The 24,376-nt window shown below is 58.4% G+C and carries 17 protein-coding genes; 6 read left to right on the top strand and 11 right to left on the bottom strand.

Annotation, left to right across the window (positions count from 1 at the left end; translation table 11 throughout):
• Nucleotides 1-56: 56 nt before the first annotated feature.
• Entirely contained in the window at nt 57-1,457 is a 1,401-nt protein-coding gene (locus EC9_RS15190) for a DUF6666 family protein (RefSeq protein ID WP_145346588.1), read from the bottom strand.
• 232 nt (nt 1,458-1,689) lie between these two features.
• Between EC9_RS15190 and EC9_RS15185 the strand changes: the two genes are divergently transcribed.
• Entirely contained in the window at nt 1,690-2,547 is an 858-nt protein-coding gene (locus EC9_RS15185; protein ID WP_246105694.1) for an NHL repeat-containing protein, read from the top strand.
• A gap of 60 nt (nt 2,548-2,607) precedes the next feature.
• On the opposite strand, the gene ispD is transcribed toward EC9_RS15185, so the two are convergent.
• Together ispD and EC9_RS15175 are read right to left on the bottom strand one after the other, a co-directional pair.
• Entirely contained in the window at nt 2,608-3,306 is a 699-nt protein-coding gene (gene ispD, locus EC9_RS15180) for a 2-C-methyl-D-erythritol 4-phosphate cytidylyltransferase (protein ID WP_145346587.1), read from the bottom strand.
• 13 nt (nt 3,307-3,319) lie between these two features.
• On the bottom strand, nt 3,320-4,516 hold the full coding sequence (locus EC9_RS15175) for a Gfo/Idh/MocA family protein (protein ID WP_246105693.1): 1,197 nt from the start codon (nt 4,514-4,516) through the stop codon (nt 3,320-3,322).
• Between the two features lie 217 nt (nt 4,517-4,733).
• On the opposite strand from EC9_RS15175, the gene EC9_RS15170 reads away from it, so the two are divergent.
• The 3 genes from EC9_RS15170 (at nt 4,734) to EC9_RS15160 (ending at nt 10,150) form a co-directional block, all read left to right on the top strand.
• Nucleotides 4,734-5,258: a hypothetical protein gene (locus EC9_RS15170; protein WP_145346586.1), complete on the top strand. Its 525-nt coding sequence runs from the start codon at nt 4,734-4,736 to the stop codon at nt 5,256-5,258.
• Between the two features lie 176 nt (nt 5,259-5,434).
• Nucleotides 5,435-8,224, top strand: coding sequence for a DNA polymerase I (gene polA, locus EC9_RS15165; protein ID WP_218934161.1), 2,790 nt, complete (start codon nt 5,435-5,437; stop codon nt 8,222-8,224).
• 378 nt (nt 8,225-8,602) lie between these two features.
• The gene (locus tag EC9_RS15160; RefSeq protein ID WP_145346585.1) at nt 8,603-10,150 is read left to right on the top strand and encodes a hypothetical protein; all 1,548 of its coding nucleotides are present in this window, start codon (nt 8,603-8,605) and stop codon (nt 10,148-10,150) included.
• A 281-nt stretch (nt 10,151-10,431) separates the two neighbouring features.
• Here the strand turns inward: EC9_RS15160 and EC9_RS15155 are convergent, their stop codons facing one another.
• The 6 genes from EC9_RS15155 to EC9_RS15130 form a co-directional block, all read right to left on the bottom strand.
• On the bottom strand, nt 10,432-10,842 hold the full coding sequence (locus EC9_RS15155) for a carboxypeptidase-like regulatory domain-containing protein (protein ID WP_145346584.1): 411 nt from the start codon (nt 10,840-10,842) through the stop codon (nt 10,432-10,434).
• Nucleotides 10,843-11,112: 270 nt separating this feature from the next.
• A complete protein-coding gene (locus EC9_RS15150) occupies nt 11,113-12,162 on the bottom strand; it encodes a DUF1559 domain-containing protein (RefSeq protein ID WP_145349165.1) in 1,050 nt (349 codons plus the stop codon).
• Nucleotides 12,163-12,813: 651 nt separating this feature from the next.
• Complete coding sequence (locus EC9_RS15145) at nt 12,814-14,184, bottom strand: MFS transporter (protein ID WP_145346583.1); 1,371 nt, start codon at nt 14,182-14,184, stop codon at nt 12,814-12,816.
• 294 nt (nt 14,185-14,478) lie between these two features.
• Nucleotides 14,479-16,308, bottom strand: coding sequence for a biotin/lipoyl-containing protein (locus EC9_RS15140; RefSeq protein WP_218934160.1), 1,830 nt, complete (start codon nt 16,306-16,308; stop codon nt 14,479-14,481).
• Nucleotides 16,309-16,388: 80 nt separating this feature from the next.
• Entirely contained in the window at nt 16,389-17,555 is a 1,167-nt protein-coding gene (locus EC9_RS15135) for a sodium ion-translocating decarboxylase subunit beta (RefSeq protein WP_145346581.1), read from the bottom strand.
• Between the two features lie 9 nt (nt 17,556-17,564).
• Nucleotides 17,565-17,879, bottom strand: coding sequence for an OadG family protein (locus EC9_RS15130; RefSeq protein ID WP_145346579.1), 315 nt, complete (start codon nt 17,877-17,879; stop codon nt 17,565-17,567).
• A 417-nt stretch (nt 17,880-18,296) separates the two neighbouring features.
• Here EC9_RS15130 and EC9_RS15125 point away from each other — a divergent pair, with 417 nt between their 5' ends.
• Nucleotides 18,297-21,749, top strand: a complete 3,453-nt coding sequence (locus tag EC9_RS15125; protein ID WP_218934159.1) for a mechanosensitive ion channel domain-containing protein — start codon at nt 18,297-18,299, stop codon at nt 21,747-21,749.
• A 111-nt stretch (nt 21,750-21,860) separates the two neighbouring features.
• Here the strand turns inward: EC9_RS15125 and EC9_RS15120 are convergent, their stop codons facing one another.
• Nucleotides 21,861-22,049, bottom strand: a complete 189-nt coding sequence (locus tag EC9_RS15120) for a hypothetical protein (protein ID WP_145346575.1) — start codon at nt 22,047-22,049, stop codon at nt 21,861-21,863.
• A 373-nt stretch (nt 22,050-22,422) separates the two neighbouring features.
• Between EC9_RS15120 and EC9_RS15115 the strand changes: the two genes are divergently transcribed.
• Complete coding sequence (locus EC9_RS15115) at nt 22,423-22,752, top strand: invasion associated locus B family protein (protein ID WP_145346573.1); 330 nt, start codon at nt 22,423-22,425, stop codon at nt 22,750-22,752.
• On the opposite strand, the gene EC9_RS15110 is transcribed toward EC9_RS15115, so the two are convergent.
• A complete protein-coding gene (locus EC9_RS15110; RefSeq protein ID WP_246105692.1) occupies nt 22,749-24,047 on the bottom strand; it encodes a MerR family transcriptional regulator in 1,299 nt (432 codons plus the stop codon). The genes EC9_RS15115 and EC9_RS15110 overlap by 4 nt on opposite strands.
• Between the last annotated feature and the right edge of the window lie 329 nt (nt 24,048-24,376).

Genomic DNA, 24,376 nt, shown 5'->3' with positions numbered 1-24,376 from the left:
AGAGTCCGATTCGACCGGAACATAGAATCCTGGTCGATTCGTCTCACACGGCCGACCTAGCGGCGGTCGACCATGAAGCTGCCGTTGTCGGCGACGTTAAACAGCGGTCGGTAGTAGTCGCGTCCGCCAGCGATCCGTCCGCCTGGAGTCCAGACAAACGAGATTCCCAGGTTCCAGCCCTCCTCTTGATTCCCATTGGCCGAAGAGCCATCGTCGGGGATCAAGTAGTCGAAGCCGGTTCGCAGTTCCAGGCAGCGGCCCATCGGAACATCGAACGACGCTCCAAGCAGCACGTCGGAGCTGCCGCTGAAGCCGACATTCCCTTCGACTTCGACTCCGTTGCCCATCGTGCGGCGGTGGAAGAAGCGATATTGATCGGTCGCCAAAAAGCCAGCTTCGGTGGTCGTGTTGACGCCCGCATCGTTTAGCAATTGGGCAACCGAACCGCTCGTCTGCGTGCTCTGCGTCAATCGGAAACCAAACTCGTTGACCGGTGACACCTTCCAGCTTAATTCGCCGCGAATCTGCAGCAGATCGACGTCGTAGTACCATTGATCGCTCAGGTAATCGACGACCACGCCACCCTGCCATCCGCAATCGACGCGGCGATAAACGCCACCGGTCAGGAACAGCTGGGTTCGTTCGTCGGTCGTAAATTCCGCTCCGCTCAGATTGCTCTGCGTCGCTCGCAAACCAAACTGCCAACCGAACTCACCGCAGCCGATGAAGTACAGCGGTCGGCCCATGTTGAAGCCTTGGTGAAAACCGAAGCTGGCCGATCCGTCGCGCTGTCCGGCGGTGTTACCCGAAGCGAAGTTGGGCGGTCCTTTGAAGCCTTGCACGCCGACGAAAAATTCGGTTCGTCGCCAATCCCACCATCCAAACGGATCGCAAGGAGCGCAGCCAGGTTCGACGCAGGCGTTGCATCCGCAACCGATTCCGCAGGCGTCGCCGGTGCAGCCGGCCCCTTCGAATCCACAGCTCGGTTCAAAACCACAACTGGGTTCAAAACCGCAGCCCGGATCGTAAGCCATGCCGATTCCGCCGCTGCACGAATCGCAACCGCACGACGGTGCGCCTTCGACGTAAATCCCAGCATCGCCGGGGATATAATGTTCGTTGTAGCCGACCTGTTTGACGCCCAACCAGTTCGGTGAATTGGGTTTTGCCGCGGGGCGACGGACCGCCGTTTTCGGGCGCGAGCTGGCCGCGCCGCTGCCGACGCGAGCCGGTTGCGGTGCGGGAGCGTATTGTCGCCGAGCGTTGGTCGGTTGCTGGGGATGCGAAACCAGCGTCTGCGCTTCGGCTGGTGGTTCGACCGTCTGCGGCGCGGCGGCCGCTTCGGCTGCCGGAGTCGCTTCGGGGACCCAAGTTTGTTTCGGTTTGACCGGTGCACGCAAGCTGTTCGTTGGAACCGTTTGATCCTCGGCAGCGGTCGCGAGATTCGTTAGAATCATGGCAAACGCCAGAGCGAGCGAGCACTGGATTCGAGAGAGTGGATGAGTCGTGATCATAATAACCAACCTAAAGTTCTGACTTCCGAGCGTTGTCGCAAAGCGCGGCGGTCCGCTGGAATGATAGAAAGCTGTTTATGTGTTATCGTCCGGCAAACTCTGCTCAATCAGTAAAACCGTTAAATTCGTCAAACTTTCCCTAACCGTCATATCTTTACATTGGGCCGCCGGTCGCATGAAATTCGTCTGTACTTTCGCTCAAGTGGCCGCCCTGTCGGTCGCACTGCTCGGTGGTTTGTCCGCAGAAGAAACCGTCGACGAGGAGACTGCCAGCCGGCCGAAGTATCCGCTAGCAATCGCAGTCGATGCGGCGGAGGCGTATGTTGTCGATCTCGATCTGCCGGGCGTTTGGAAGTTGTCAGCCGAGGGCCAGCCGACGCTCTTCGTCCGCGGATCGAAATGGATTCGCAAACCGCTGAACCGACCGCGGTGCGTCGCGATCCTTCCCGATGGTGACTTGTTGATCGGCGACACGCCGACGCGCGAGGTCTATCGAATCGCAGCGGCTGGCGGCGAACCGCAGCCACTGACGGCCGGCGGGATCGGAATCCCGATGAGCATCGCCGTCGATGCCGACGAAAACGTCTACGTCGCCGATTTGGAGACGCGGACAATCGTCCGATTTCCCTTGGCCGGGGGCAAAGTCGAAACGTTCGCGCAGGTCAACACGCGGGGGCTGAGCCTCGATCCCCAAGGCCAGTTGTGGGCCGTTACGCAGGACAAGGACCAATTGGTGCGGATCGATTCGGCGGGCAAAGCGACGCCGGTCGTCAGCGATCGCCCGTTTCAATTCCCTCACAACGTTGTCGTCACCGATTCGGGCGACGCGTTTGTCACCGACGGATATGCCAAAGCGGTTTGGCGGATTCCCGCTGGCGGCAAACCGGAACAGTGGTTAGCTGGCCCGCCGCTGATCAATCCCGTTGGACTCGCGATCCACGAGGGGAACCTGTTCGTCGCCGATCCGCACGCGAAGAACATCTTCAAGATCGAGATCGACAGCAAACAGATCACGCCGCTGATTAAAGAGTGAAGCTGAGAATCGAATCGCTCAGGCCCTGATCGCAGCGAGCTACGCTGCGGTTCGGTTTCGTTATCGCGATGCTTGAAGGATGGCTTCGGCCAACAGCAGGTCGTCGGGACCGGTGATTTTCAAATTCATCGGCGAGCCTTCGACAAGGAAGACCTTGCCGCCGGCGCGTTCGACGAGACTGGCGTCATCGGTCACAGGCCAGCCGCGCCAGCGAGCGTAGGCGTCGATCAACAGTTCGCGGCGGAACATCTGCGGCGTTTGCGCTTCCCACAATCGCGAACGGTCGACGGTTGTCTGAACTATCGATTCGTCGTCGGATCGCTTGATCGTACCGCGGACGGGAGTCGCCAGCATGACGGCGTCGCGGGTTGTTGCGGCGTCGAACAAACGCTGCAGATCGGTATGCGAAACCAGAGGTCGCGCGGCATCGTGGACGGCGATAAACGAAGCCCCTTCGATCCGCTCGATCGCTCGCAGCACGCTCTCGTATCGCTCGCCGCCCCCATCGACTAGATCGATCCGCAGCGACGCGACCGCATCGGCGAATTCGCTCTCCCACCGCGGGCGGTCGTCGGGATGGATCGCGATCACGATCTGTCCGACTTCGGAAAACGAGCGCAGCCGATTTGCCGCGTGCCACCAGACGGGATGTCCCGCCAGGGTGGCAAAGATCTTCGATTGCGGGCCGCCAAAGCGACGGCTGGTCCCGGCCGCGGGTAGAATCACCGCGACCGATCCAGGTTCCAAAGTTGCGTCCATCGTTACACTCAACCTACCTGCGAGCACGCTCGTGCTTCAGCGGCAACCAAGCCGCGTCTTGCTTGCTGCTGGCGACGCACTGTTGGATGAAGTACATTCCTTCAACGCCATCGTTGACGTTCGGGTAGATCGTGTTGACCCGTTCGATTGGGCCCCCTTCGGCTCGCGCGACCATCGCGTCGAAGGCCGATGCGTAGACGTTGGCAAACGCTTCGAAGAAGCCTTCGGGGTGACCGCTTGGCAAACGGCAAGCCGCTGCCGCACCGGCGGTTGTGTGCGGTGCGTTCGGGTCGCGGGTGTAGATCTTGTGCGGCTGGCCGTTGGCGCGAACGATCATTTCGTTCGGGTTCTCTTGCCGCCACTGCAACGCTCCCTTGGTCCCGTCGATCTCGATCGTGACGTCGTTCTCGCGGCCGTGGCTGATCTGCGACGCGGTGACGGTTCCCAGGGCTCCGTTTTCGTAACGGATCACGGCGGTTCCGTAATCGTCCAGCTTGCGGCCCGGTTCGAACGTTTTCAGATGGCAACTGATCTGTTCGGGCAGCAGTCCGGTCATATAGCGGCCCAGATTGTACGCGTGCGTGGCGATGTCTCCGAAGCAGCCAGCGGCTCCACTTTTGGTGGGATCGGTCCGCCAAGCTGCTTGCTTTTGGTCGGAGTCTTCCAAGCGGGTTCGCAGCCAGCCCTGGATGTAGTTGCTGCGGATCGCTTGGATCTCGCCGAGGTCACCGTTGGCGATCATCTCGCGAGCTTGGCGGATCAGCGGATATCCGGTGTAGTTGTGGGAGAGGGCGAAGATCACATCGCTTTGGTCGACCGCCTTGGCAAGCTGTTCGGCTTGGGCAAGATCGAACGTCATCGGTTTGTCGCAGACGACGTTGAAGCCGGCTTCGACAGCTGCCAGTGCGACTTCGAAGTGAGTGTGGTTGGGAGTGGTGATGCTGACGAAATCGATCCGTTGATCGTCGGGCAACTTGCTCTCGCCGTCCAACATGTCTTCGTAGGAACCGTAGGCCCGGTCTTCGCTGATCGCATAATCGGGAGCCGAAGCTTTGGACCGCTCAGGATTGCTCGACAGCGCCCCGGCGGTGACGACGGCGCGGTTATCAAGGCAGGCCGCGATCGAATGCACACGTCCAATGAATGATCCCTGGCCGCCTCCGACCATCCCCATCCGCAGCTTTCGGTTCAGCGGTGCGTTGATTCCCATCTTGTCCTATCTCCCGTAATTCATCTGTAGTGCGATTCGTCCGCCCCGCGATCGATTGAGATTTCGCCGAGTGGTGGATTTGTTTAAGGATATGCATCGTAAATCGCAGCGCGTTGGCGTACAATCCACCGTGCCGGTTCTTGTGGAGGCCGATCCCTATATTGTCCAATGTTCGGAGTTGAAAAGAATGAACGAGACTTCCTCTTGTTGTGCTGGAATGAAAGGATTTTACGGCGCGTTGGCGGCTTGTCTGCTGTGCGGTATCGGGTATCTGGTCGGCATCCAAAACCGCGACCCAGGTTTTTCGTTGCCTCCGCATCTGATCAACGCGACGGCCAGCGATTCGGGAGATGAATTTTCGATCGCGACGGGGCGTGTCAGTGGCGACGCCGAGGGGTTGTTTGTGCTGGATCACGCCACCGGACAATTGCAGTGCTACGTGATGTATCCGCGGACGGCGAAGTTCGGTGCGGTCTTCAGCACCAACGTCGGCGAAGCGCTGGCGGGACGCGGCGAAAAAGGTGCGAAGTATGTGATGGTGACCGGCGATGCCAACTTCCCCGGTGGTGGACGCAATGCCCCTGCGGGAACCGTGCTGTACGTGTTGGACGCCACCAGCGGTGCGTTTGTCGCTTACGGCTTGCCCTTCGACCGCACGATGCTGACCGCCAACCGGCCTCAACAGGGCGTGCTGACGCCGTTGGATGCGGGCCAAGTGCGGCAGATGGCGATTCGCGAGTAGAATCGCTTCGGCATATTGCGCTGGGCCGGGCGATCGTCTGCCCCGGGGCTTCAGTCTCGCTGCCGCTCGGTTGCGGTGGATCTTTCCCCGGTGGTTGGCTCTTGCCAATCGCTGGCAAACCCGACATAACTGCCGGGAGAAAAGGGAAAGCTTAATCCACCGGAGACGTACAGCCGATGACCGACGCACTAATCAAACGGCTGTTCTTGTTGGACGGTATGGCGCTGATCTATCGCGCCCACTTTGCCATGGTCCGCAGCCCACGCTACACCTCCGGCAACGTCTGCACGTCGGCGGTGTTTGGCATGACCAACGCCATCCTGGATATTTTGAAGCGGGAGCAACCGACGCATATTGCCGCGGTCTTCGACACCTCCGCTCCCACCCACCGGCACATCGAATATCCCGCCTACAAAGCGCAGCGCGACGCGATGCCCGAGGATCTGTCGAGCCAGATTCCGCTGGTCTTCCGTCTGTTCGAAGCGTTCAACATCCCGGTGATCACGATCGATGGTTACGAGGCGGACGACATCATCGGCACGCTTGCTCATCAAGCCGAACAGCAGCAGTTTACGACCTACATGGTCACGCCCGATAAAGATTTCCAACAGCTGCTGACCGATAACATTTACATCTACCGTCCCGGACGTCAGGGTTCGAATCACGAAGTGGTCGGCGTTTCGGAGGTGTTGGAAAAGTGGGGCCTCGAAAACGTCCGACAGTTCATCGACATCTTGGGTTTGATGGGGGACGCCAGCGACAATATTCCCGGCATCAAAGGGATCGGGGAAAAGACGGCACAGAAATTGATCGCCCAGTTTGGATCGATCGAAAACCTGTTGCAATCGACCGACAAACTGAAAGGCAAGCAGCGCGAACGCGTCGAACAAGGGGCTGACGACGCGGTCCTTTCCAAACGGCTGGCGACGATCCTGTTGGATGTCCCTCACCAGATCGATCTCGATTCGCTCAAGGCGAAGGAATTCGACAAAGACCGGCTGAGCGAACTGTTTATGGAGTTGGAGTTTGAGACGTTTGGTAAACGGATGTTGGGCAAGTCGTTCTCCGTGGGAGCGACCAAAGCCAAAGTTGTCCGCGAGAAACGGGAAGCCGAGATCCAACAGCAATTGTTCTTCGACGAACCTGTCGACGAGAAAACCATTCGCAACTCGCCACACGAATACCACACGATCACGACCGCCGCGGAACGGGCTGATCTAATCGAGACGCTGTTGGGGCAAAAACGGATCTGTTTCGATACCGAAACGACGGGGCTGAACCCTCGCGAAGCGGAACCGTTGGGAATGTCGTTTTCCTTCGCACCGAACCAGGCGTATTACGTCGTCTGTGGCGAATCGGCCGAAGCGACAAAAGAAGTGTTGGAGCAGTTTCGACCGGTCTTCGAAAACGAAGCGATCGAAAAGGTGGGGCACAACCTTAAATATGACGTCACGCTGTTGAAGTGGCAGGGGACCGAAGTCCGCGGCACGTTGTTCGATACGATGCTCGCGCATTCGATGAAAGAACCCGAGATGCGCCACGGACTCGATTATCTGGCAAAGCTGTATCTGGGCTACACGCCGATCCCGACCAGCGATCTGATTGGTCCCAAGGGAAAAGATCAGAAGAACATGCGCGACGTGCCGCTGGAACAGCTGGCGGAATACGCCTGCGAAGATGCCGATGTCACCTGGCGGGTAAACGATGTGCTGCGAGACGATATCGAAAAGCGAGGCGTCGGCCAGGTCTGTTACGAAGTCGAATGCCCGTTGATCCCCGTGCTGGTCGATATGGAATTCGAGGGGATCCGTTTGGATGTCGATTCGCTGGCGATCTATTCCAAACATCTCGAAGGGGAGATTGCCGATCTGACGGCGCGAATTCACTCCGCCGCCGGACGGGATTTTAACATCGATTCGCCAAAGCAATTGGGCGTCGTGTTGTTCGAGGAGCTGCAGATCGACAACAAGCCGAAAAAGACGGCGACGGGGCAATATTCGACTCGCGAATCGGAACTGCTGCGGCTCTCCGGGCGGCACGAGATCGTGCAAGATATCCTCGATTACCGCAGCGCGGTCAAATTGAAGAGCACCTATGTCGATCAATTGCCGGCCGCGGTGAATCCGAAGACCGGCCGATTACACACGCATTACAGCCAGACCTGGACCGCAACGGGGCGGATGCAGTCGAACGATCCGAACCTGCAAACGATTCCGATCCGCAAGGCGCGAGGCAAAGAGATTCGCGCGGCGTTTGTGCCTCGCAACGACGACTATCTGATCCTCTCGGCCGATTATTCGCAGATCGAATTGCGGATCATGGCGGAATTGAGCCAAGACGCCGGGATGATCGAAGCTTTTACCAGCGGCGAGGATATCCATTCGGTCACCGCGTCGAAGGTCTATAAAGTCGATCTTGCCGACGTCACTCGCGAGATGCGCGACAAAGCCAAGACGGTGAACTTCGGCATCCTGTACGGCATCTCCGCTTTTGGGTTGCAGCAGCGGTTGAACATACCTCGCGGCGAAGCGTCGGAGCTGATCGACAACTACTTTGAAAAGTATCCCGGCGTTCAGACCTACATCGACGCGACGATCGAGTTTGCCAAAGAGAACGGTTACGTCGTCACCAAGACCGGCCGGCGTCGGTATCTCCGCGACATCACCTCGCGGAATCATTCCGCTCGCACCGCGTCGGAACGGTTGGCGATGAACAGTCCGATTCAGGGAACCGCCGCCGACATGTTGAAGCTGGCGATGATCAAGGTCCACGCGGCGCTGAAGGCTGCGGAGATGAAGACCAAGATGCTGCTGACCGTCCACGATGAAATCGTCTTCGATCTGCACAAGTCGGAACAGGAGACGGCGATCCCGTTGATCGAAGAAGCGATGCGGACGGCGTTTCCGATGAGTGTGCCGATCGTGGTCGAAACCGGTGTTGGTAACAACTGGTTGGAAGCGCACTGATCGCCGACAGCCATCCGGTTTGGTATCCACGCCAATCAGCCGCCACGCGATAGCGTTCGGTTCGGCACCGACACGGAACCGGACGCTATCGGCTTGTCGGCTGATACCTCAAATTCAAAAACGGATTCGCCCTGGCGATTCCTTCAGGCCAATAGGCATCGTTGGCAACCCGACGCGTAAGCCGAGGCACCGCGTGAATCTCTCGCTTACGCGTCGGATTACCGTTTGCTGAGACGCTGCCGTTTGAAAAAATGAGTTGTCCTAGCGGATCCTTGCTGTGATTCGCCACCACGTGGGGGAATCTGCTAAGATCTTGGCTTCCACATTTCAACGTCTCGCCCGTTTGCTGCCTGCTATCAGCCCCCACGGCCATTGATTATGAAGTTTCCGATCACTCTATTGTTGTTCGTCCTGGCCGCCTTGCCTTGTGCTGCTGCCGACGAAGCGGACTACTACCGAATCATTTCGATCAGCACTCCCAAGGCGCAAACTGCGTCGCGATCGCAGAATTGGAAACCGGCTCCCGATGGGCTGGCGTTGGAGGTCAGTGGGATCACGCGGGTCGATGATTCTCGGATTGCCGTCGCGATCCGCAAGGGAGAGGTCTGGTTTTTGGACGGCGTCTACGACGATCCGCCCTCCAATGTCCAATACCATCGTTTTGCGTCGGCGCTGCACGAACCGTTGGGGTTGTTGAAACATAACGACGCGTATTACTGTGTCCAGCGGAGCGAGCTCACTCGGCTCGCCGACCTCGACGGCGACGATGTTGCCGACGAATACTTGACGGTAGCCAAAGGCTGGGGCGTGACGGGGCACTATCACGAATACGCTTACGGTCCGAAGCTGGATGGGCAAGGAAATCTGTGGCTGACGCTGAACATCGGCTTGGGGCTGAACAAGTCCCAGCAGCAATATGCAGTCAGCGATCCCAAACTCGGCTATCGCCAGGGGCTATGGCGTGGTTGGGGGATGATGGTCGATCCGACCGGAAAGCTGAGTCCCGTTTGCGCCGGGATGCGATCGCCGTCGGGCTTGGGCGCTAACGCGGCGGGCGACATGTTTTATACCGACCAGCAAGGGAACTGGGTCGCTACGAATTCGCTGCATCACATGCGCAGCGGTGTTTTCTTTCATCACGCCGAAGCGCTCGCGTCGATGAGTCAACCGGGATCGACGCTGAAGGGGATCGATCAGGTTCCCGACGGGCTGGCATTGCCCGAAGCGCTGCAGCGGATGCCAGCGATGAAACCGCCGGCGGTCTGGTTTCCCTACAAGAAGATGGGGCAATCGACGACCGACGTGATGTTGGATGCAAGCGAAGGGGGCTTCGGTCCGTTTGCTGGGCAACTGTTGATTGGCGAATTCACCCAAGCGTCGATCAATCGTGTCTTTCTGGAAAAGGTCGGCGGCGAATATCAGGGCGCTTGTTTTCCCTTCCGCCGCGGATTGGGATCGGCCGTGCTGAGGCTGACACAGGGACACGATGGAAGCGTTTTTGTGGGACTGACCAATCGTGGATGGAGCAGCCTTGGAGAGGCTTCGTACGGTTTGCAGCGGTTGGTTTGGACCGGCAAAATGCCGACCGAAATCCAAGAGATGCGAGCGACGCCCGACGGATTCGAATTGGTCTTCACCAAACCGATGGATCGCGACAGCTTGCAGGACGCCGATTCGTATTCGATCCTCAGCTACACCTATCGTTACCAATCGGGATATGGGAGCGATGAAATTCAAGACCGCGTCTTAAACGTAAAACCAGTCGAGGTGTCGGCTGACGGCCGCCGCGTTCGATTGAAAGTCGACCCGCTGCGTCGGTACTTCGTTCACGAACTAAACGCGCCCGGCGTCCGTGATACCGAGGGGCAACCGCTGCTACACTCCAACGCCTACTACACGCTGAACCGGATCCCGGCAAAGAACTGATCGCCAGGCATGGTTCCCTAGCGATGGGGATTCCGATTTTGGTGCCGCCAGTCGCTTCAAGCGATTGCGCGGCGCGGCAACCCGAACTCGCGTGTCCGCTAGTACCCAGGGCTATTCAGTGTTTCAAACTGGAGCGTCTCTGGAAATGGTAACCCGACGCGTAAGCAAGGAATTCACGCGGTGCCTGGCTTACGCTTCGGGTTGCCAATAATGCTTAAGCACAAACACTGGTTAGCCCTTCGCTAGTGCCCCCTGACGTGGGGCAACGAATGTGGGCGATGCTAGAATTCCGACAGGTCAAAATCGAACTCGTTTTCGCCAGCGACAACATCAATCTGTTTGCTGTAGCCCGCCGGTGTCGTCGGTTTGCTCTCGTTCCCTGTCGGCTGTGTCACGGTAAGAAGGACCGTCTGCTTGCCCATTCGTGCCCCCGCTTCTCCGTTGGCATAATCCAAGACATATTCGCCGTTAGGATTGGTCACCGCTTCGGACGGTGCGCCATTGCCGCTCTCGGGGACAAACAGCAACGTCACGCCAGCCAACGGCTGGCCGAGATCGGTTACTCGTCCCCGCACATCGGCGAGCATCGGATCCGATCCGCTGCAGCCTGTAGAGACCGACAAACACAACACAATGAACAGACATGCTATGTGCTGGAAGAAATCGCTGATGACAGATTTTTGCCGACTCACAGCTGACGCTCCTTTCCTCAAAGGACCGCCGTTCCCGGCGGCCCAAAACAATTTCAGAGATTCGAACCTATCGAAATCGTTCTCCGCATCGCAGCTCGCGGACTCAATCGATTTCAGCATTTATGCCAACCCGCCTGACGAGCTCCCGTTTCGCCTCAACGGGTACGGCGACGAATTTTCACGAATAGGAATCGCATTGTCGACGCATTCTATTCCTAAACGACCTCGACTCCGATTGTTGCATCAGGTCGGGTCGGAATCGCTCACACTTTATAGTCCCGATTGCACGAGTCCATCGTGGCGATCGGCCAGTTTGATTAGGTTCAAGTAGTCTATGGTTTCAGAAACAAAGCGTACCGCTCCATCGGCCACAGCAAACTGGGCTCCGCCGGGGTGGTTCGAACGCAGGGTTGTATTCTTCGCGAGGCCGTGAAATTCGGAACAGGAATTATTCACATAGATACTCGAGTTCACTGGGCGCATAATCGTCGTCAAATTGTACGCTTGGGAATTGGCATTCCCAATCGCGTTCCCGCTGGACCACATTCCCCCGCGACGATTCCCAGAGCGACAGTCACGCAAACGCGAAGCGCCCGTCGACTGCTCACGAAGCGAGGAAGACTGTTCCCCCACGCAGAACGTATTGCTGGTTCCATCGAGAATGTCGCGAAACTTCAGGACCGGCGTGGTAGGATTGGCCAAGTTGCTGGAAATCGGCATGACGCCATTAAAACTCTGGTGCCCCACGCCGTTGACCGACGGTGAGACTCGCGCTGCGATATTGCTTGGATCTTGGGACGTTCCTGCGATACCGACATAGCTGGGCACCTGCACGGTGATCACGGTGGGAGCCCCCAGTCCGCGCGTTCCTCCACTGGTATTGTCGGTTTGAACGTTCGGGAGATCGCTCGAGGGACAGTCGTAAATATCGATCACCGTCCCGTCCTTAATCTTCCAGTTGCGATCGGTCCCCGTCCCTACCCAATCCGTACCGACGAAGGTGGCTTGATCGTAGATCGCTGTCTGTTCGATGAACGGTAGAATACGAACCAACCATGAAGCTTGAGCCTGGTTCGTTATGTTCGGATCGCCTTCGGGCATCCCTCCTGGCGGAAGTTTGCCAAACGTGTCGTGGTAGTTGTGAATTGCGAGTCCAATCTGCTTGAGGTGATTGCTGCATTGCATTCGGCGAGCGGCCTCTCTAGCCGCTTGCACCGCTGGCAACAATAAACCGACAAGAATCCCAATGATGGCAATCACAACCAGCAACTCAACGAGCGTAAAGCCACGCCTCTTTTCAAGACTTTGAACTTTCCTCATCGCACCCCTCCCTGCATTCAGCTTTCACAGACGACCAAACAATGGATTCAAAAATAGACGAGCTTGAATCCAAATAAATGCACCACCCTGGGGTTGCGAACATACCAGAAGAGCGTCAAGAGGTCACGCGGTTATAGTTGCGATTTTCATGATTTTTTTATTTGATCACACGTCCGCATGACGGCATTCCACTGGAATCATGCCGCGACGCCGATTCGATTTTCGCGTTGCTGCATGGAGAACGGATGCTCGCGGTGAAAGCTGCGCATCTTGACAACGACATCCCCCGCGCACGTCGCCTCACTTAAACGTCTCGATCCACCCGCGATGTTGATCGCAACGTCAAGTTCCTAAGCTGCCAGCAAATAGTCTTCGTTTAACCGCAATACCGTTCAACGAAGGAGCCTCGGACCGTGAATAGAATTAGCGGCGGGATGTAGTGGACGAGGTTACGAGTCCCATCGATTTAGTCTGATGCATGCAATAGGACTCGTAACCTCGTCCACTACGCTTTGTTGAACGGTATTGCGTTTAAAAGTGATGCCAGCACTTCGGGCGGCGGATGTTCTCCACGTTGGAAGGATGCCCACGCCACATTCGATAGCGTGGAGAATAGGAAGGCAAGGCGGAGTGGCGAAGCGTAGATCCGATTCATTCGATCGGCGACACGATCGAGGCGTCCTTTTTCAGCGTGGGATGTTCGCCGCTGAGCCCTACCAACGCTTCCCCCGCGTCGACAGAAGCTTCGGCGGCGGCAGCGATCGCCAGCGATGCAGCCGATGGCGCCGCGTTCGGATCGATATCACTGGCGACTTCAATCCGTCCGACCAGCCATAACGTAGCCAGAGTTGCCGCGGCGGCGATCCAACCGACCGTCCCAAAATTTTCCAACTTCCCATCGCTCGATTCGACCACGATCATTCCGCCCAGATAGGCCCCGATGCCGCTGGCGACATGCTGCACCGACGAATTCGCACTCAGGAATGCGCCGCGGCGTTCCCGGCGCACGCTGCTGGTTACGATCGCCATCGCGGGAATCATCCGGCCCACATTGCAGACCATCAACGCACCAAAAATCACCACGGCGATCGCAACGTGCGTGGCGGGAAGATGGGTGACGACAAACAACATCACCGCCGACGCGGGGGCAACGATGCGGTAAACGCGTCGCTTGCCATAGCGATCGGAGAACCGTCCAACCATCGGCGCCGCGAACAACGTCAACGCGCCACCAAAGATATAGATCAACGGCAGTTGGTTTTCCGTCATGCCGACGTTGCTGACCAAGTAGGCGCTCAGATACGGAAAGACGGTGAAGCTGCCGATCATCAACGAAACGATCAATGCGAATGCGTTCAAGTGATTGCGATGAGAAAACGTTTCGACCAGCGACTTCAGTGGGTTGGTTTGCACATCGTGAATGTGAGCGTCCAACGGCGGCAAGGCCAGACGCGCCAACAAGAGAATTGGAACTCCGCCCAATGCCAGCACCACAAACGGGATGTGCCAGCCGAAGTTTGTCCCAAGGACCAATCCAAAGGGAACGCCCGCGACCGAAGCCAAAGCAAAGCCTGTCATCAGCGTCCCGGTAGCGCCGCCGCGGCGCTCTTCGGGAAAGACGTCACCAATGATCGCCATCGCAATCCCTCCCAAAACACCGCCAAACGCTCCCGTCACCACTCGGGCGACCAGCAGCAGATGATACGTAGGGGCCAGTCCGCAACCGAGGGTTCCCAGCAGAAAGCCGGCAAACAGGGCAAGGAAAGTTGTCCGCCGCGCAAACCGATCTGCCAACGACGAAGCGATGATGCCCCCAACTCCAGCGGCGAAGGTGTAGGAGGAAACAATCAGACCAAATTGCGTCGGATTGATTTGCAGGGTCCGCATCAACTGAGGCCCCAGCGGCATGACGATCATAAAATCGACGATCGTGATGAATTGAACCGACGCCAGAATAAACAACACCAAGCGTTCGTAGCGTGTTTGCCGAATCGCTTCCGATACGTCGTGACTTCCTTCCATGCGTTATGATCCAAAACGGTGGGCGGCGCGGGCGATTCTTCCTTTCGATTGTGCGACGTTTACCGCGCCGCGTCGATCGGGGGTTTAGGTGTCTGTCTGGGACACCCCCGCAGTGATGGAGGTTCACGAAGATCGAGGATCTCGTCGGCGGAAGCGATGAATCCCGCGCATTGCCGCGCTGGAGTAAGAGGCTTTAGCCGAATTTTCAGCGCGCGGAGAGGGCTCGTCGGCTGAAGCCTCGACTCCAGCGTTGGATTCCAGCAAAGCAATTCAACTCGGGCGATTGTCCGAAGGTTATGCCGTGATCGTTGCCAGCACCTGTCCTGTCGCAACTTGATCACCGACCTGGACGTTGACCGTGGCGACGGTGCCGTCGATTGGCGACGCGACTTCCATCTCCATCTTCATCGCTTCGAGAATCAAGATCGATTCCCCTTCGCGAACCCGCTGTCCCGGTTGGACAAGTTGTTTGAAGACGCTGCCGGGCATCTGGCTGGTGATGTCGGTCGAGCTTGTGGATCCGTTGGATGCGGAGCTGGTTGTCGTGGAACCGCCCGATTCGGGTTTGATTGCGACGCGGTAGACCTTGCCGCCGACGGTCACCATGTTCCCTTCAAAGGCCATGAAGATGTCGTTGCCGTTGACCGAGACGTTGTATTCGGCGGGGCCATTGGTCGTCGCTGCCGGAGCCGCGGCGGCAGCGGCCGCTTCGGCTGCCTTGTCGATCTTGCGGATTCCGAGTTCCGCTTTGCCTTGCAGGAACCGGACGCCCTTTTCTTTACACGTCGACGCGATGAAGATATTTTCGTCGGTCACCGGCAGGTCGGCTTCTTGTAATACGGCGGTCGCCGCTGCGATTCCCTTGGATGGATCGGCGTCGTTTAGTTCCAGCACCGGACGCGTTGTGACGGGAAGACTCAACTGGTCTTCGGCCAATTTGACAACATCGGCATCGGGCGGAACGGGCGTTTTGCCGAAGTAGCCGAGGACCATTTTGCCGTACGGTTCGGCGATCTTCTTCCAGGGGCCAAACATCACGTTGTTGAAGGCCTGCTGGAAATAGAATTGCGAGACGGGAGTGACCGAGGTGCCGTAGCCACCCTTGCGGACGACATCGCTCATCGCCGCGATAATCTGCGGATATTTCTCCATGATGTTGTTGTCACGCAACATCTGGGTGTTGGCTGTCAGCGCGCCGCCCGGCATCGGGCTCCATGGGATCAACGGTTCGACAGCTGTCGCTTCGGGAGGCAGGAAATAATCTTTCATGCAGTCCTTGAAGACCTCTTCGGCCGCGCGGACCTTTTCGACATCGATATCAAGATCGTATTCGGTGCCACGCAGAGCGTGCCACATCACCAAGATATCGGGCTGACACGTGCCGCCCGAACAGGGCGCCATCGACAGGTCGATCGCATCGGCTCCCGCGTCGATCGCCGCTTTGTTGGCCAGCACGCTGACGCCGGCGGTTTCATGCGTGTGGAAATGGATGAACGTGTCGGCGGGCAACATCTTGCGAGCCGCGGCGATCGTCTCGTAGACCTTCGATGGGACCGCGGTTCCCGATGCGTCTTTAAAACAGACGGCGTCGAAGGGAATGTCGGCATCCAAGATTTTTCGCAGCGTGTCGCTGTAGAAGGCGGCGTCGTGGGCACCGGTGCATCCCGGGGGCAATTCCATCAGCGTCACGCAGACTTGATGCTTCAGTCCCGCGTCGGTGATGCAGCGGCCGCTGTAGATCAGGTTCTCGACATCGTTTAACGCGTCGAAGTTGCGGATCGTTGTCATGCCATGTTTTTTGAAAAGCTTGGCATGCAGGTCGATGATGTCGCTGGACTGCGAATCGAGGCCGACGACGTTCACGCCGCGAGCCAGGGTTTGCAGGTTGGCATCGGGACCGGCGGCGCTTCGAAACGCATCCATCATGTCGAAGGCGTCTTCGTTGCAGTAGAAGTACAACGATTGGAAGCGGGCCCCGCCGCCAGCTTCCAGCCAGCTGATCCCCGCGTCGCGAGCCGCTTCGACGGCGGGCAGGAAGTCGGGGGTTAAGACGCGAGCGCCATAGACCGACTGAAACCCATCGCGGAACGCCGTACACATGAACTGGATTCGTTTCTTCGCCACTGAATCGCCTTTGCTGATTTCGTCTTCGTTAGTTTTTAATTCGTTTGGACAAAGCTTGTCGTTGCTGTCGCGCTACCGGATCACGTTAACACCGACCAGAGCACACCGGCGGCGATCGCCGAACCGATCACTCCGGCGACATTGGGGGCCATCGCGTGCATCAGTAGGAAATTGTGCGGGTCGGCTTGTTGGCCAACCATCTGCACGACGCGCGCCGAATCGGGGACCGCGGAGACACCCGCCGCACCGACCAATGGGTTGATCTTATCGGTCAGGAACCGATTCATAAGTTTGGCGAACATCACGCCGCTGGCCGTGGCGATCACAAACGACAACGCACCGAGACCGAAGATCAGCAGCGATTGCGGTTTCAGGAAGGTGTCGGCTTGCGTGCTGGCACCAACCGAAAAGCCGAGCAGGATCGTCACGATATCGATGAAGGCGGTTCGCGCGGTGTTGGCCAAGCGTTCGGTGACGAGGCTCTCTTTCAACAAGTTGCCGAAGAACAGCATCCCCAACAACGTGATAGCTCCCGGTGCGATCAAGGCACAGATCAGGAAGGCCGCGATCGGGAAGATCATCCGCTCGCGCTTGGAGACCTTCCGCGGCGGCTTCATGCGGATCAAACGCTCTTCGCGCGTGGTCAACAGTTTCATCACGGGCGGTTGGATCACGGGGACCAAGGCCATGTAGGAATAGGCGGCGATCGCGATCGCGCCCAGCAGATCGGGGGCGAGTTTCGCGGCCAGGAAGATCGCTGTCGGACCGTCGGCGCCGCCGATGATGCCGATCGCCCCCGCTTCGGGCAGCGTGAAGCCGAGCCAGACGGCCCCCAGGAACGTGGCGAAGACGCCGATCTGCGCGGCCGCCCCCAGCAGCGTCAGCTTGGGATTGGAGAGCATCGTGGAGAAGTCGGTCATCGCGCCGATGCCTAGGAAAATCAGCGGCGGGTAGATGCCTAGACTGACGCCAAGGTACAGGTAGCTGAGGACGCTGCCGGGCTGATACTCCACGACGCCATTGTCGAGGATCCAACGGTGATGGTCGTAGACTCCCATCGCCATCCCTTCGATCACCGGAATGTTGCCGACGATCGCTCCCATCCCAATCGGGACCAACAGCAGCGGTTCATAGTCTTTGACAATCGCCAGGCCGATGAACACGATCCCGACAAGGATCATGATCGCGTTGCCGGGGGACATCGCCGCAAATCCGGTCGTGTTTATAAATTCAAGCAGAATATCCATTGTTGTCTTTTAAACCGGACCGTCGGATTGAAGCTGTCGCTGAAACTCTTGATGCAAGACGAACCCGATCGCGGCCAACACCGCGTCGTCGTCCGGAACGTGACTCTCAGGATGCGCTGCCCCGCCGTGAGATTCTTCCACCTCGGGCCAGAATTTTTCGGTGATCGCCAGGATTCGCGGCATCGTGGAGATGAACAGACAGATCAGCAGCAGCGCCGATCCGACGATCAACATCCCGCTGAGCGCGATCACGAGAGCCTGCGGCAATTCGTTGGGGGCAGGCTGCGGATTGACCGCGGCCGCTGTAAGGGCGAGCAAATACATCTTGAGGCGGTTCCCAAACCGAGGCAGGAAGGGGGAGGCAGGCACTGGATCTGCCCGGTAGCAAGCGTGGAAGAATATCGGATCGCGGCCTCGGATTCACCCCCTAAGGGTAAATAGTTTCCAAAAATGTCCAGTGTCGGGCGTGCGGTCCGCCGAAACGGTGCAGTCGTTCCAGCTTCGTCGCCACCTGCAGCAGCGAAGAGGCGGCAGCGAATTACCGAAGTGCCCTTTCGCCGATCGCGAGCTTATCGGATCATCGGGCCTATGATGGAATATGTAAGGAATCGAATCGTCGACGCGTCTGAAAAAACTCTCGGTTTAGTGCGGAAGCCGCCACGGCGGGTCGCGGTGAGGCGGTTCGTCTCGGAAAAACCGCACGTCGAAACGGGGCTGCGTAACAAGCAGACGTTCCAGCCAATGGGATCGAACGAAGCTGCCGATGGAATCGGATCGTGCAGCAGGTCCCGAACCGTTTGGCTCTCTCATCGATTCATTTTTGCGAGCCTGATGCTGGTCGTTGCAGTCGCGACCTACGGCACCGCTCAAGATGCGCAACCGCCGGCGGCGGCACCGGCCGCAAGCGCGGCACCGATCGCTGCGTCGGCCAGCGGCGAAACGCCGCACTTGCCCAAGGTGGAGGCGATCAAGCGGCGTCGCGATGAGATCGACCAAAGCAAGGACTTGGATGACGAGGCGCGGACCGCACTGCTAGCGACGATCGATGAGACGCTGCAGAAGATGACCGAGACCGAAGCGGCGGCGACGCGGCTGGAGGCGCTGAAGCAGGCTGCCAAAAACGCTCCCGAAGCGACGGCGGCGGCGGAACAAGCTTTGGATCAAGCCGAGGCGGCGGGGGCTCCCGACCCGGAGTTCTTCGGGTCTCCCGACGAATTGCAGGCGGCGAAGTTGGCGGCGGATCAGGCGGTGGCCGATGCGCGGCAACAGCGGCAGGAACTCGAAGCGGCGCGAAGCACTCGCAGCGAACGCCTGACCGCGCTGCCGCAATTGCTTTCGGACACCCGCGAATTGTTGAACGCTCGCCTGCAAGCGCCTGCGCCCAAAGCGACCGAGCAGGCGTTGCCGTTTTCAACGCAGGCTCAGCAGTGGTTGCAGATGGCCAGCATCGGATTGCTGCAACAGCAGTTGGCCGTCTACCAACAGGAGAAGACGACGTTCGAGCTGGAACGGCCGTTGATGGAAGCGCGAATCAAATTGGCCAAGCTGGAAGAGCAGCGGTTGCAGGCCCGCGCTACCGAGATCGCGAAACGTTTCGCCGAGGATCGCGTGCTCAAGGTCCGACGGCGGATCCTCGAGTTCGAGGAACAGATCGCAAAGACGCCGTTGGCCGATGGCGAATTGACGATCGAAACCCGCGATATCGCTTCGTCGTGGCAGTCGGTGGTGCAAGGCCAAGCCGATGTCGAAGCCGAATTGGCGGAACTGTCCCGAGAGTCGGACAAACTGAAGCTGGAATACGAATCGATCAACGCGCAGGTCGAGAAGGAGTTGGAGAACGACAGCGGGTTGAGCAGTGCGATGGGGTTGATGCTGCAGCAGAAGCGCGCGTCATTGCCGAATCAGACCAACCTGCGGCGACAGATGGTCCAAACCAACGACGAGCTCGATGACATGCGGTCGCTGTTGACCGAGATCGGATTGGTCCGCGAATCGATCTCGCGGCAAACGTCCAGTCATATGGAAGGGAATGAACGGACGGCGTCGGACTACAAGGTCCTCGAACGCTTGCTCGAACAGATCGAACAAGATGCAAACAACTACCGCAACACGCTGCTGAACAAGAGCGTCGAGCAGCAGGACTACATGAAGTCGATTCACCGTTTCGAAACGATGATCGCTGGTCGTGTGTTGTGGTTCCGCAGTGCTGAGCGTTTGGGCTGGGACGATTTCCCGCTGGCTTGGCGAGCGTTCCAAGGGCTCGTCTATCCTGCCAATCTTCGCAGCGTCGTCAATGCGTTGTGGGAGGAGGCTCAGGAGAACATCTTTTTGACCGTGACTTGGGGCGCGTGCCTGCTGATGCTGCTGTTCGCCGGGCCGCGGTTGCGGCGGCGGTTGCAGGATCTTGGGGCCGATGCGAATCGCGGGACGTCGGTCGATATGAAGCCGACGTGGTCGGCAATCTTAACGACGCTTGTCTTGGCGTTGTTGTTGCCGTTGGCATTAGCGATCCCGGGCTGGCAGTTGGCTTATGCCGACAAATTCCCTTCGTACGTCGAAGCGACGGGTTACGGGTTATTGTTCGCGGCAATGTTCGTCGCGCCGTTGGAATTGATCCGCCAAGTTGTTCGCCCCGGCGGGCTGGCCCGAGCACACTTTGGATGGTCCGATCGATCGGCCACCACGTCGCGGATGCACCTGCGATGGTACATGGATCTGGCGCTGCCGTTTGTCTTCGTATGGGCATTGCTGACACACTGCGGAAACGTCCGCTGGGAAACGTCGCTAGGACGGTTGGTCTTTTTTGTTTTGATGCTGCAAACCGCTTGGTTCGTGCGGGGCATCATGCATCCGAAGACCGGCGCGCTGTCGCTGTGGTTGCTGGAGCACCGCGACGGTTGGATCGATCGGTTGCGAGTCGTCTGGCACACGGCGTTCTCCTGCACTCCGCTGCTGTTGGGGCTGATGTCGTTGGCCGGATACACGTACAGCGCAAACCAGTTAGCCCATCAGCTTTACAAGACGTTGATGTTAGCTGTCGCGTTGATCTTGGTTGGTGGTGTGATGCGGCGATGGGCGATCCTGAACCGCCGCGCGATGGCGATTCAACAGGTTCGCGATCGGATGGCGGCTTCCGAAACCGCGGACCGTTCGCCGATCGAGCTGACTGAAATTCCGGAGGTCAACATTCGCGAGGCGAGTGCGCAAACGATGCGTTTGATCTCGACGACGCTGACCGTTGCCGGGCTATTCGGATTCGCATGGATCTGGACCAGCGTGCTGCCGGCGGTCGACTACTTGGATCGGTTTACGATCATCCCGGCGTCGAATCCCGGTGGCGATCCGTTAACGATTGGGGATATCGTGATCGTCGCCCCGTTGATCGCGCTGACGTTTATCGCCGTCCGCAACTTGCCCGGTCTGTTGGAGACGACGCTGTTGCAGCGGTTGCCGTTGGACAACGCGGCGCGGTACGCGATCAAGACGCTCAGCAGTTATGTGATGTTAGCCGCTGGAATTATGTTGGCGGCGAGATCGGTCGGCGTCCGCTGGGAGAGCATCCAGTGGTTGGTCGCCGCGTTGGGTGTCGGTCTCGGGTTTGGTTTGCAGGAGATTTTTGCGAACTTTATCAGCGGGATCATCCTGCTGTTTGAACAACCGCTGCGAGTCGGCGACGTGGTCACGATCGACGGCACGACCGGAGCGGTCTCTAAGATCCGGATGCGAGCCACGACTGTGATCAACTGGGATCGCCAGGAGTTGATCATTCCCAACAAAGATCTGATCACCGGCCGGTTGGTCAACTGGACCCTCTCCGACACGACAAATCGCTTGGTCGTAAACGTTGGCGTCGCCTATGGCACCAATACCGAACACGCTTGCGAGGTGCTGCGGCGGATCTGCGACGATCATCCGAACATCTCCAAAGATCCAAGCCCCGTGATCACCTTTGAAGGGTTTGGCGACAGCACGTTGGACCTGGTGATACGTTGTTATCTGGCGTCGTTGGACAATCGTTTGTCGACAGTTCACGAACTGCACACGAACATCCATAACGAGTTTAACGCAGCCGGGATCGAGATCTCCTTCCCGCAGCGCGATCTGCATCTGCGATCGTTCCCCAAGGAACTGCTGACCGGAGCGCAGTCGACGTCGGGAGAAAATGGAATGCCGATTCGCGAGCGAGCGAAATAGTCCGCTGTACGCGAGCCGATGGCGCATAAAAAAACAGCGTCGCGTGAAACAGTAAATTCACGCGACGCTGTTGCAATATTCTTTATGCGATCCGGAATCCCGGATTCGCGATTACTCAGCTGCTGGAGCTTCTTCAGCTGCAACAGGAGTTTCAGCTGCGGTCGTGGTGTTGCCACCATCGGCAGCTTCGGTTGCTGCAGGTGCGTCGGTGCTAACGTCAGCGCCTTGATCGGCAGGAGCGCATCCAACCATCGAAATCATCCAAGCAGCCAGGGCGATGCCAGTTAAGTAGCGTTTCATCGTTTTCTCCAAAAGGGACATGGTTTGTAGGTTTGTTACCAATCGCGAACGCCCAAACTTAACGCAATCCTCGCCAAAGTTAAAGGCATGGATGGCGGGTCTAGGGGAGCAAAAGGCCACTTTGCACGAATCGGGAAGCCTTCCGGTTTACCGATTCGGATGCAAGCGAGCCGATCGTTACGAGATCGGCCTGCCGTTGCCGAGTTTCTTGGACGTTAGCCTTTACTTGATCGCAACGACGCGAACGGTTCTCTAACCGAAAACCAATTAGCAGGGTGGTAGTGTGTGGAGCAAACAACCTGGAGGTCGAACAACAGGATATTGGCGGTTCTAACGCAAACCAAACCCACCACGATCCAAAGGCTGTGCCAGAATGAAACGCATTACCTCAATTGCGATGCTCGCCGTCGTCGCGTTGGCTTCGTCCCACGCAACCGCGCAAGACAACGAACTTCCCGCACCAGGGCGGATCGTGTTGGAAGAATCGACATCCTACAACTCGCAACCGCAAGCGTTGACCGTCGCCCAGCTGCGACAACAAATCGCAATGGAAAAATCGCGTCAGCGACGAGCGCGGATGGAATACAACGCGTGGCGCGGTTATTCGCCGCTGCGACCCACCGCATCGGACATGCCGATGATGCGAAGCAGCATCGTCTATCCGCAATACCGAGTCAGCTTCGTCCCCGTCTACGCTCGCTAAACGGGTTCCGGATCGAGATTTAAACGCTCTCGGGCCGCTGCCGCCCAAGGGCTCTCGGGGGCCAGTTGCAAGAACCGCCGCCAGTGATGGTCGGCTTCGATCTCGCGGTCCAATTCGTCCAGCGTTCTCGCCAGGTTGTAGTGCACGTCGGGGTAATCGTCGTGAACTCGCAACGCTCCGCGGAACGCCGCCACGGCCAATTCTTTGCGCCCCATCTCGGCCAACAGGCCGCCTAGGCTCGCCCGGGCTTCGACAAAGTCGGGGTCCAATTCGATCGCGATCAAATACCGTTCGCGAGCCGCCCACGATTCGCCCATTCGGTAGAACAATTCGGCCAGCTGGAAACTGATGTCCGCCCTGGCTCCATCGCGAGCCAAGATGGCGTGGTAGCAGTCGATCGCGGCTTCGAATTCTCCGTCGTCTTCGCTGTCGAAGGCCTTCTGTTGCAACGGATCGATCTCGCCCTCTTCCTCGACAGGTTCGGGATCCGAGTTTCCAAACGCCAATACCGACGGGTTCGTCTCCGGTTCGGGATCGTCTTCCAACGGCAAGGCGTCGAAATCGATTCGCAGTTGCCCGCCCGGTTCGATCAGCCCCTCGCCTTGGCGAAGCAGCAGCTGTTTCCCTTCGATGATTACCGACAGCTGTGCCAGCGGCCGGTCGACGCTCGGCAGGACCTGGGAGAGCGATTCCAGTTTCCGTTCGATCGCCGCAACGCTGGCTCCGGCAGCAAGCAGTTCGGCCAATCGGCGAGCGGTCGCGATCTCTTGGAACTCAAAGTAGGGCAGCTTGTGGACAGTTCGGGCCGGCACGATCAGGCCGCGGCGATGCCAGCGACGAATCACGCGGACCGAGACGCCCAACAGATCGGCCAGCATCGCCGGCGTGTAGAGTCGTTTGACAGCTTGTTCGGCTTCGACCAATCCCAGCCGCTGCCAGAACTCGGTTTCCGAAAGGACTTCGATTTCGCCGCGGGCGGCCGCTTCGCAAAGTTCGTCGGACAGTAGATCCCCTTCGGCCAACGGCGATTCTTCGGCACCGATCACGACGATGTCGACCGCCATCGACGGTTGGTCGCATGCGATTCCCGAGTGTTCGCGGATCAACCGCATCGCATCGCGTCGCGATAAGCCTCCCAGCTTGCCGGCAAACGCGATCCGTTTCCCTTTGATCGGCGAGTCGTCGCTGGTCGGTTCGGGCGACAGAGTCTCGTCGTCGGTGAGTTCGTCGTTGGCGTCGTCCAAAGCGGAGACAGAATCAGCGGTTTCGTCATCCGCTGGTGTTAGATTGGTCACGCGGCTTCCTTCTGGCGGTCCAATAAGATCTGTAGAGTAAACGCGTCGGCCGATTTCGGACGCTCGTTTGCGTGGCAAGAGCCGAATCGGCGATCGGCGAAAAGTCCCATCGGCGTGGCTTGCATCGGCGACCGCCGATGCGGCCGGCCGCATCGCCCGTTGCGATACCAATTTTGCAAATTAACAACGTCTCGGCAAGCAACCCCGCTGAGATCCTCGCTCGGGATGGTCCACGTCGGTTGGAACCTCGCATGCCACGTTTGGTTGCGATTGTGAATTGTATGTTAGAACCCGCCGCGGCTGAACCCGGCGGGGCGGTTCCCCAGTAT

It is taken from the genome of Rosistilla ulvae, assembly GCF_007741475.1.
Classification (GTDB): domain Bacteria; phylum Planctomycetota; class Planctomycetia; order Pirellulales; family Pirellulaceae; genus Rosistilla; species Rosistilla ulvae.
The sequence above is the reverse complement of the archived record's forward strand: the minus strand, read 5'-3'. Positions and strand labels throughout refer to the sequence as shown.

Excerpts from the sequence above, each read along its gene's own strand:
- ispD (WP_145346587.1), bottom strand. The coding sequence starts at position 3,306 with ATGGACGCAACTTTGGAACCTGGATCGGTCGCGGTGATTCTACCCGCG.
- EC9_RS15175 (WP_246105693.1), bottom strand. The coding sequence starts at position 4,516 with ATGGGAATCAACGCACCGCTGAACCGAAAGCTGCGGATGGGGATGGTC.
- EC9_RS15170 (WP_145346586.1), top strand. The coding sequence starts at position 4,734 with ATGAAAGGATTTTACGGCGCGTTGGCGGCTTGTCTGCTGTGCGGTATC.
- EC9_RS15160 (WP_145346585.1), top strand. The coding sequence starts at position 8,603 with ATGAAGTTTCCGATCACTCTATTGTTGTTCGTCCTGGCCGCCTTGCCT.
- EC9_RS15125 (WP_218934159.1), top strand. The coding sequence starts at position 18,297 with ATGGGATCGAACGAAGCTGCCGATGGAATCGGATCGTGCAGCAGGTCC.
- EC9_RS15145 (WP_145346583.1), bottom strand. The coding sequence starts at position 14,184 with ATGGAAGGAAGTCACGACGTATCGGAAGCGATTCGGCAAACACGCTAC.
- EC9_RS15135 (WP_145346581.1), bottom strand. The coding sequence starts at position 17,555 with ATGGATATTCTGCTTGAATTTATAAACACGACCGGATTTGCGGCGATG.
- EC9_RS15185 (WP_246105694.1), top strand. The coding sequence starts at position 1,690 with ATGAAATTCGTCTGTACTTTCGCTCAAGTGGCCGCCCTGTCGGTCGCA.
- EC9_RS15120 (WP_145346575.1), bottom strand. The coding sequence starts at position 22,049 with ATGAAACGCTACTTAACTGGCATCGCCCTGGCTGCTTGGATGATTTCG.
- EC9_RS15115 (WP_145346573.1), top strand. The coding sequence starts at position 22,423 with ATGAAACGCATTACCTCAATTGCGATGCTCGCCGTCGTCGCGTTGGCT.
- EC9_RS15190 (WP_145346588.1), bottom strand. The coding sequence starts at position 1,457 with ATGATTCTAACGAATCTCGCGACCGCTGCCGAGGATCAAACGGTTCCA.
- polA (WP_218934161.1), top strand. The coding sequence starts at position 5,435 with ATGACCGACGCACTAATCAAACGGCTGTTCTTGTTGGACGGTATGGCG.
- EC9_RS15150 (WP_145349165.1), bottom strand. The coding sequence starts at position 12,162 with ATGAGGAAAGTTCAAAGTCTTGAAAAGAGGCGTGGCTTTACGCTCGTT.
- EC9_RS15130 (WP_145346579.1), bottom strand. The coding sequence starts at position 17,879 with ATGTATTTGCTCGCCCTTACAGCGGCCGCGGTCAATCCGCAGCCTGCC.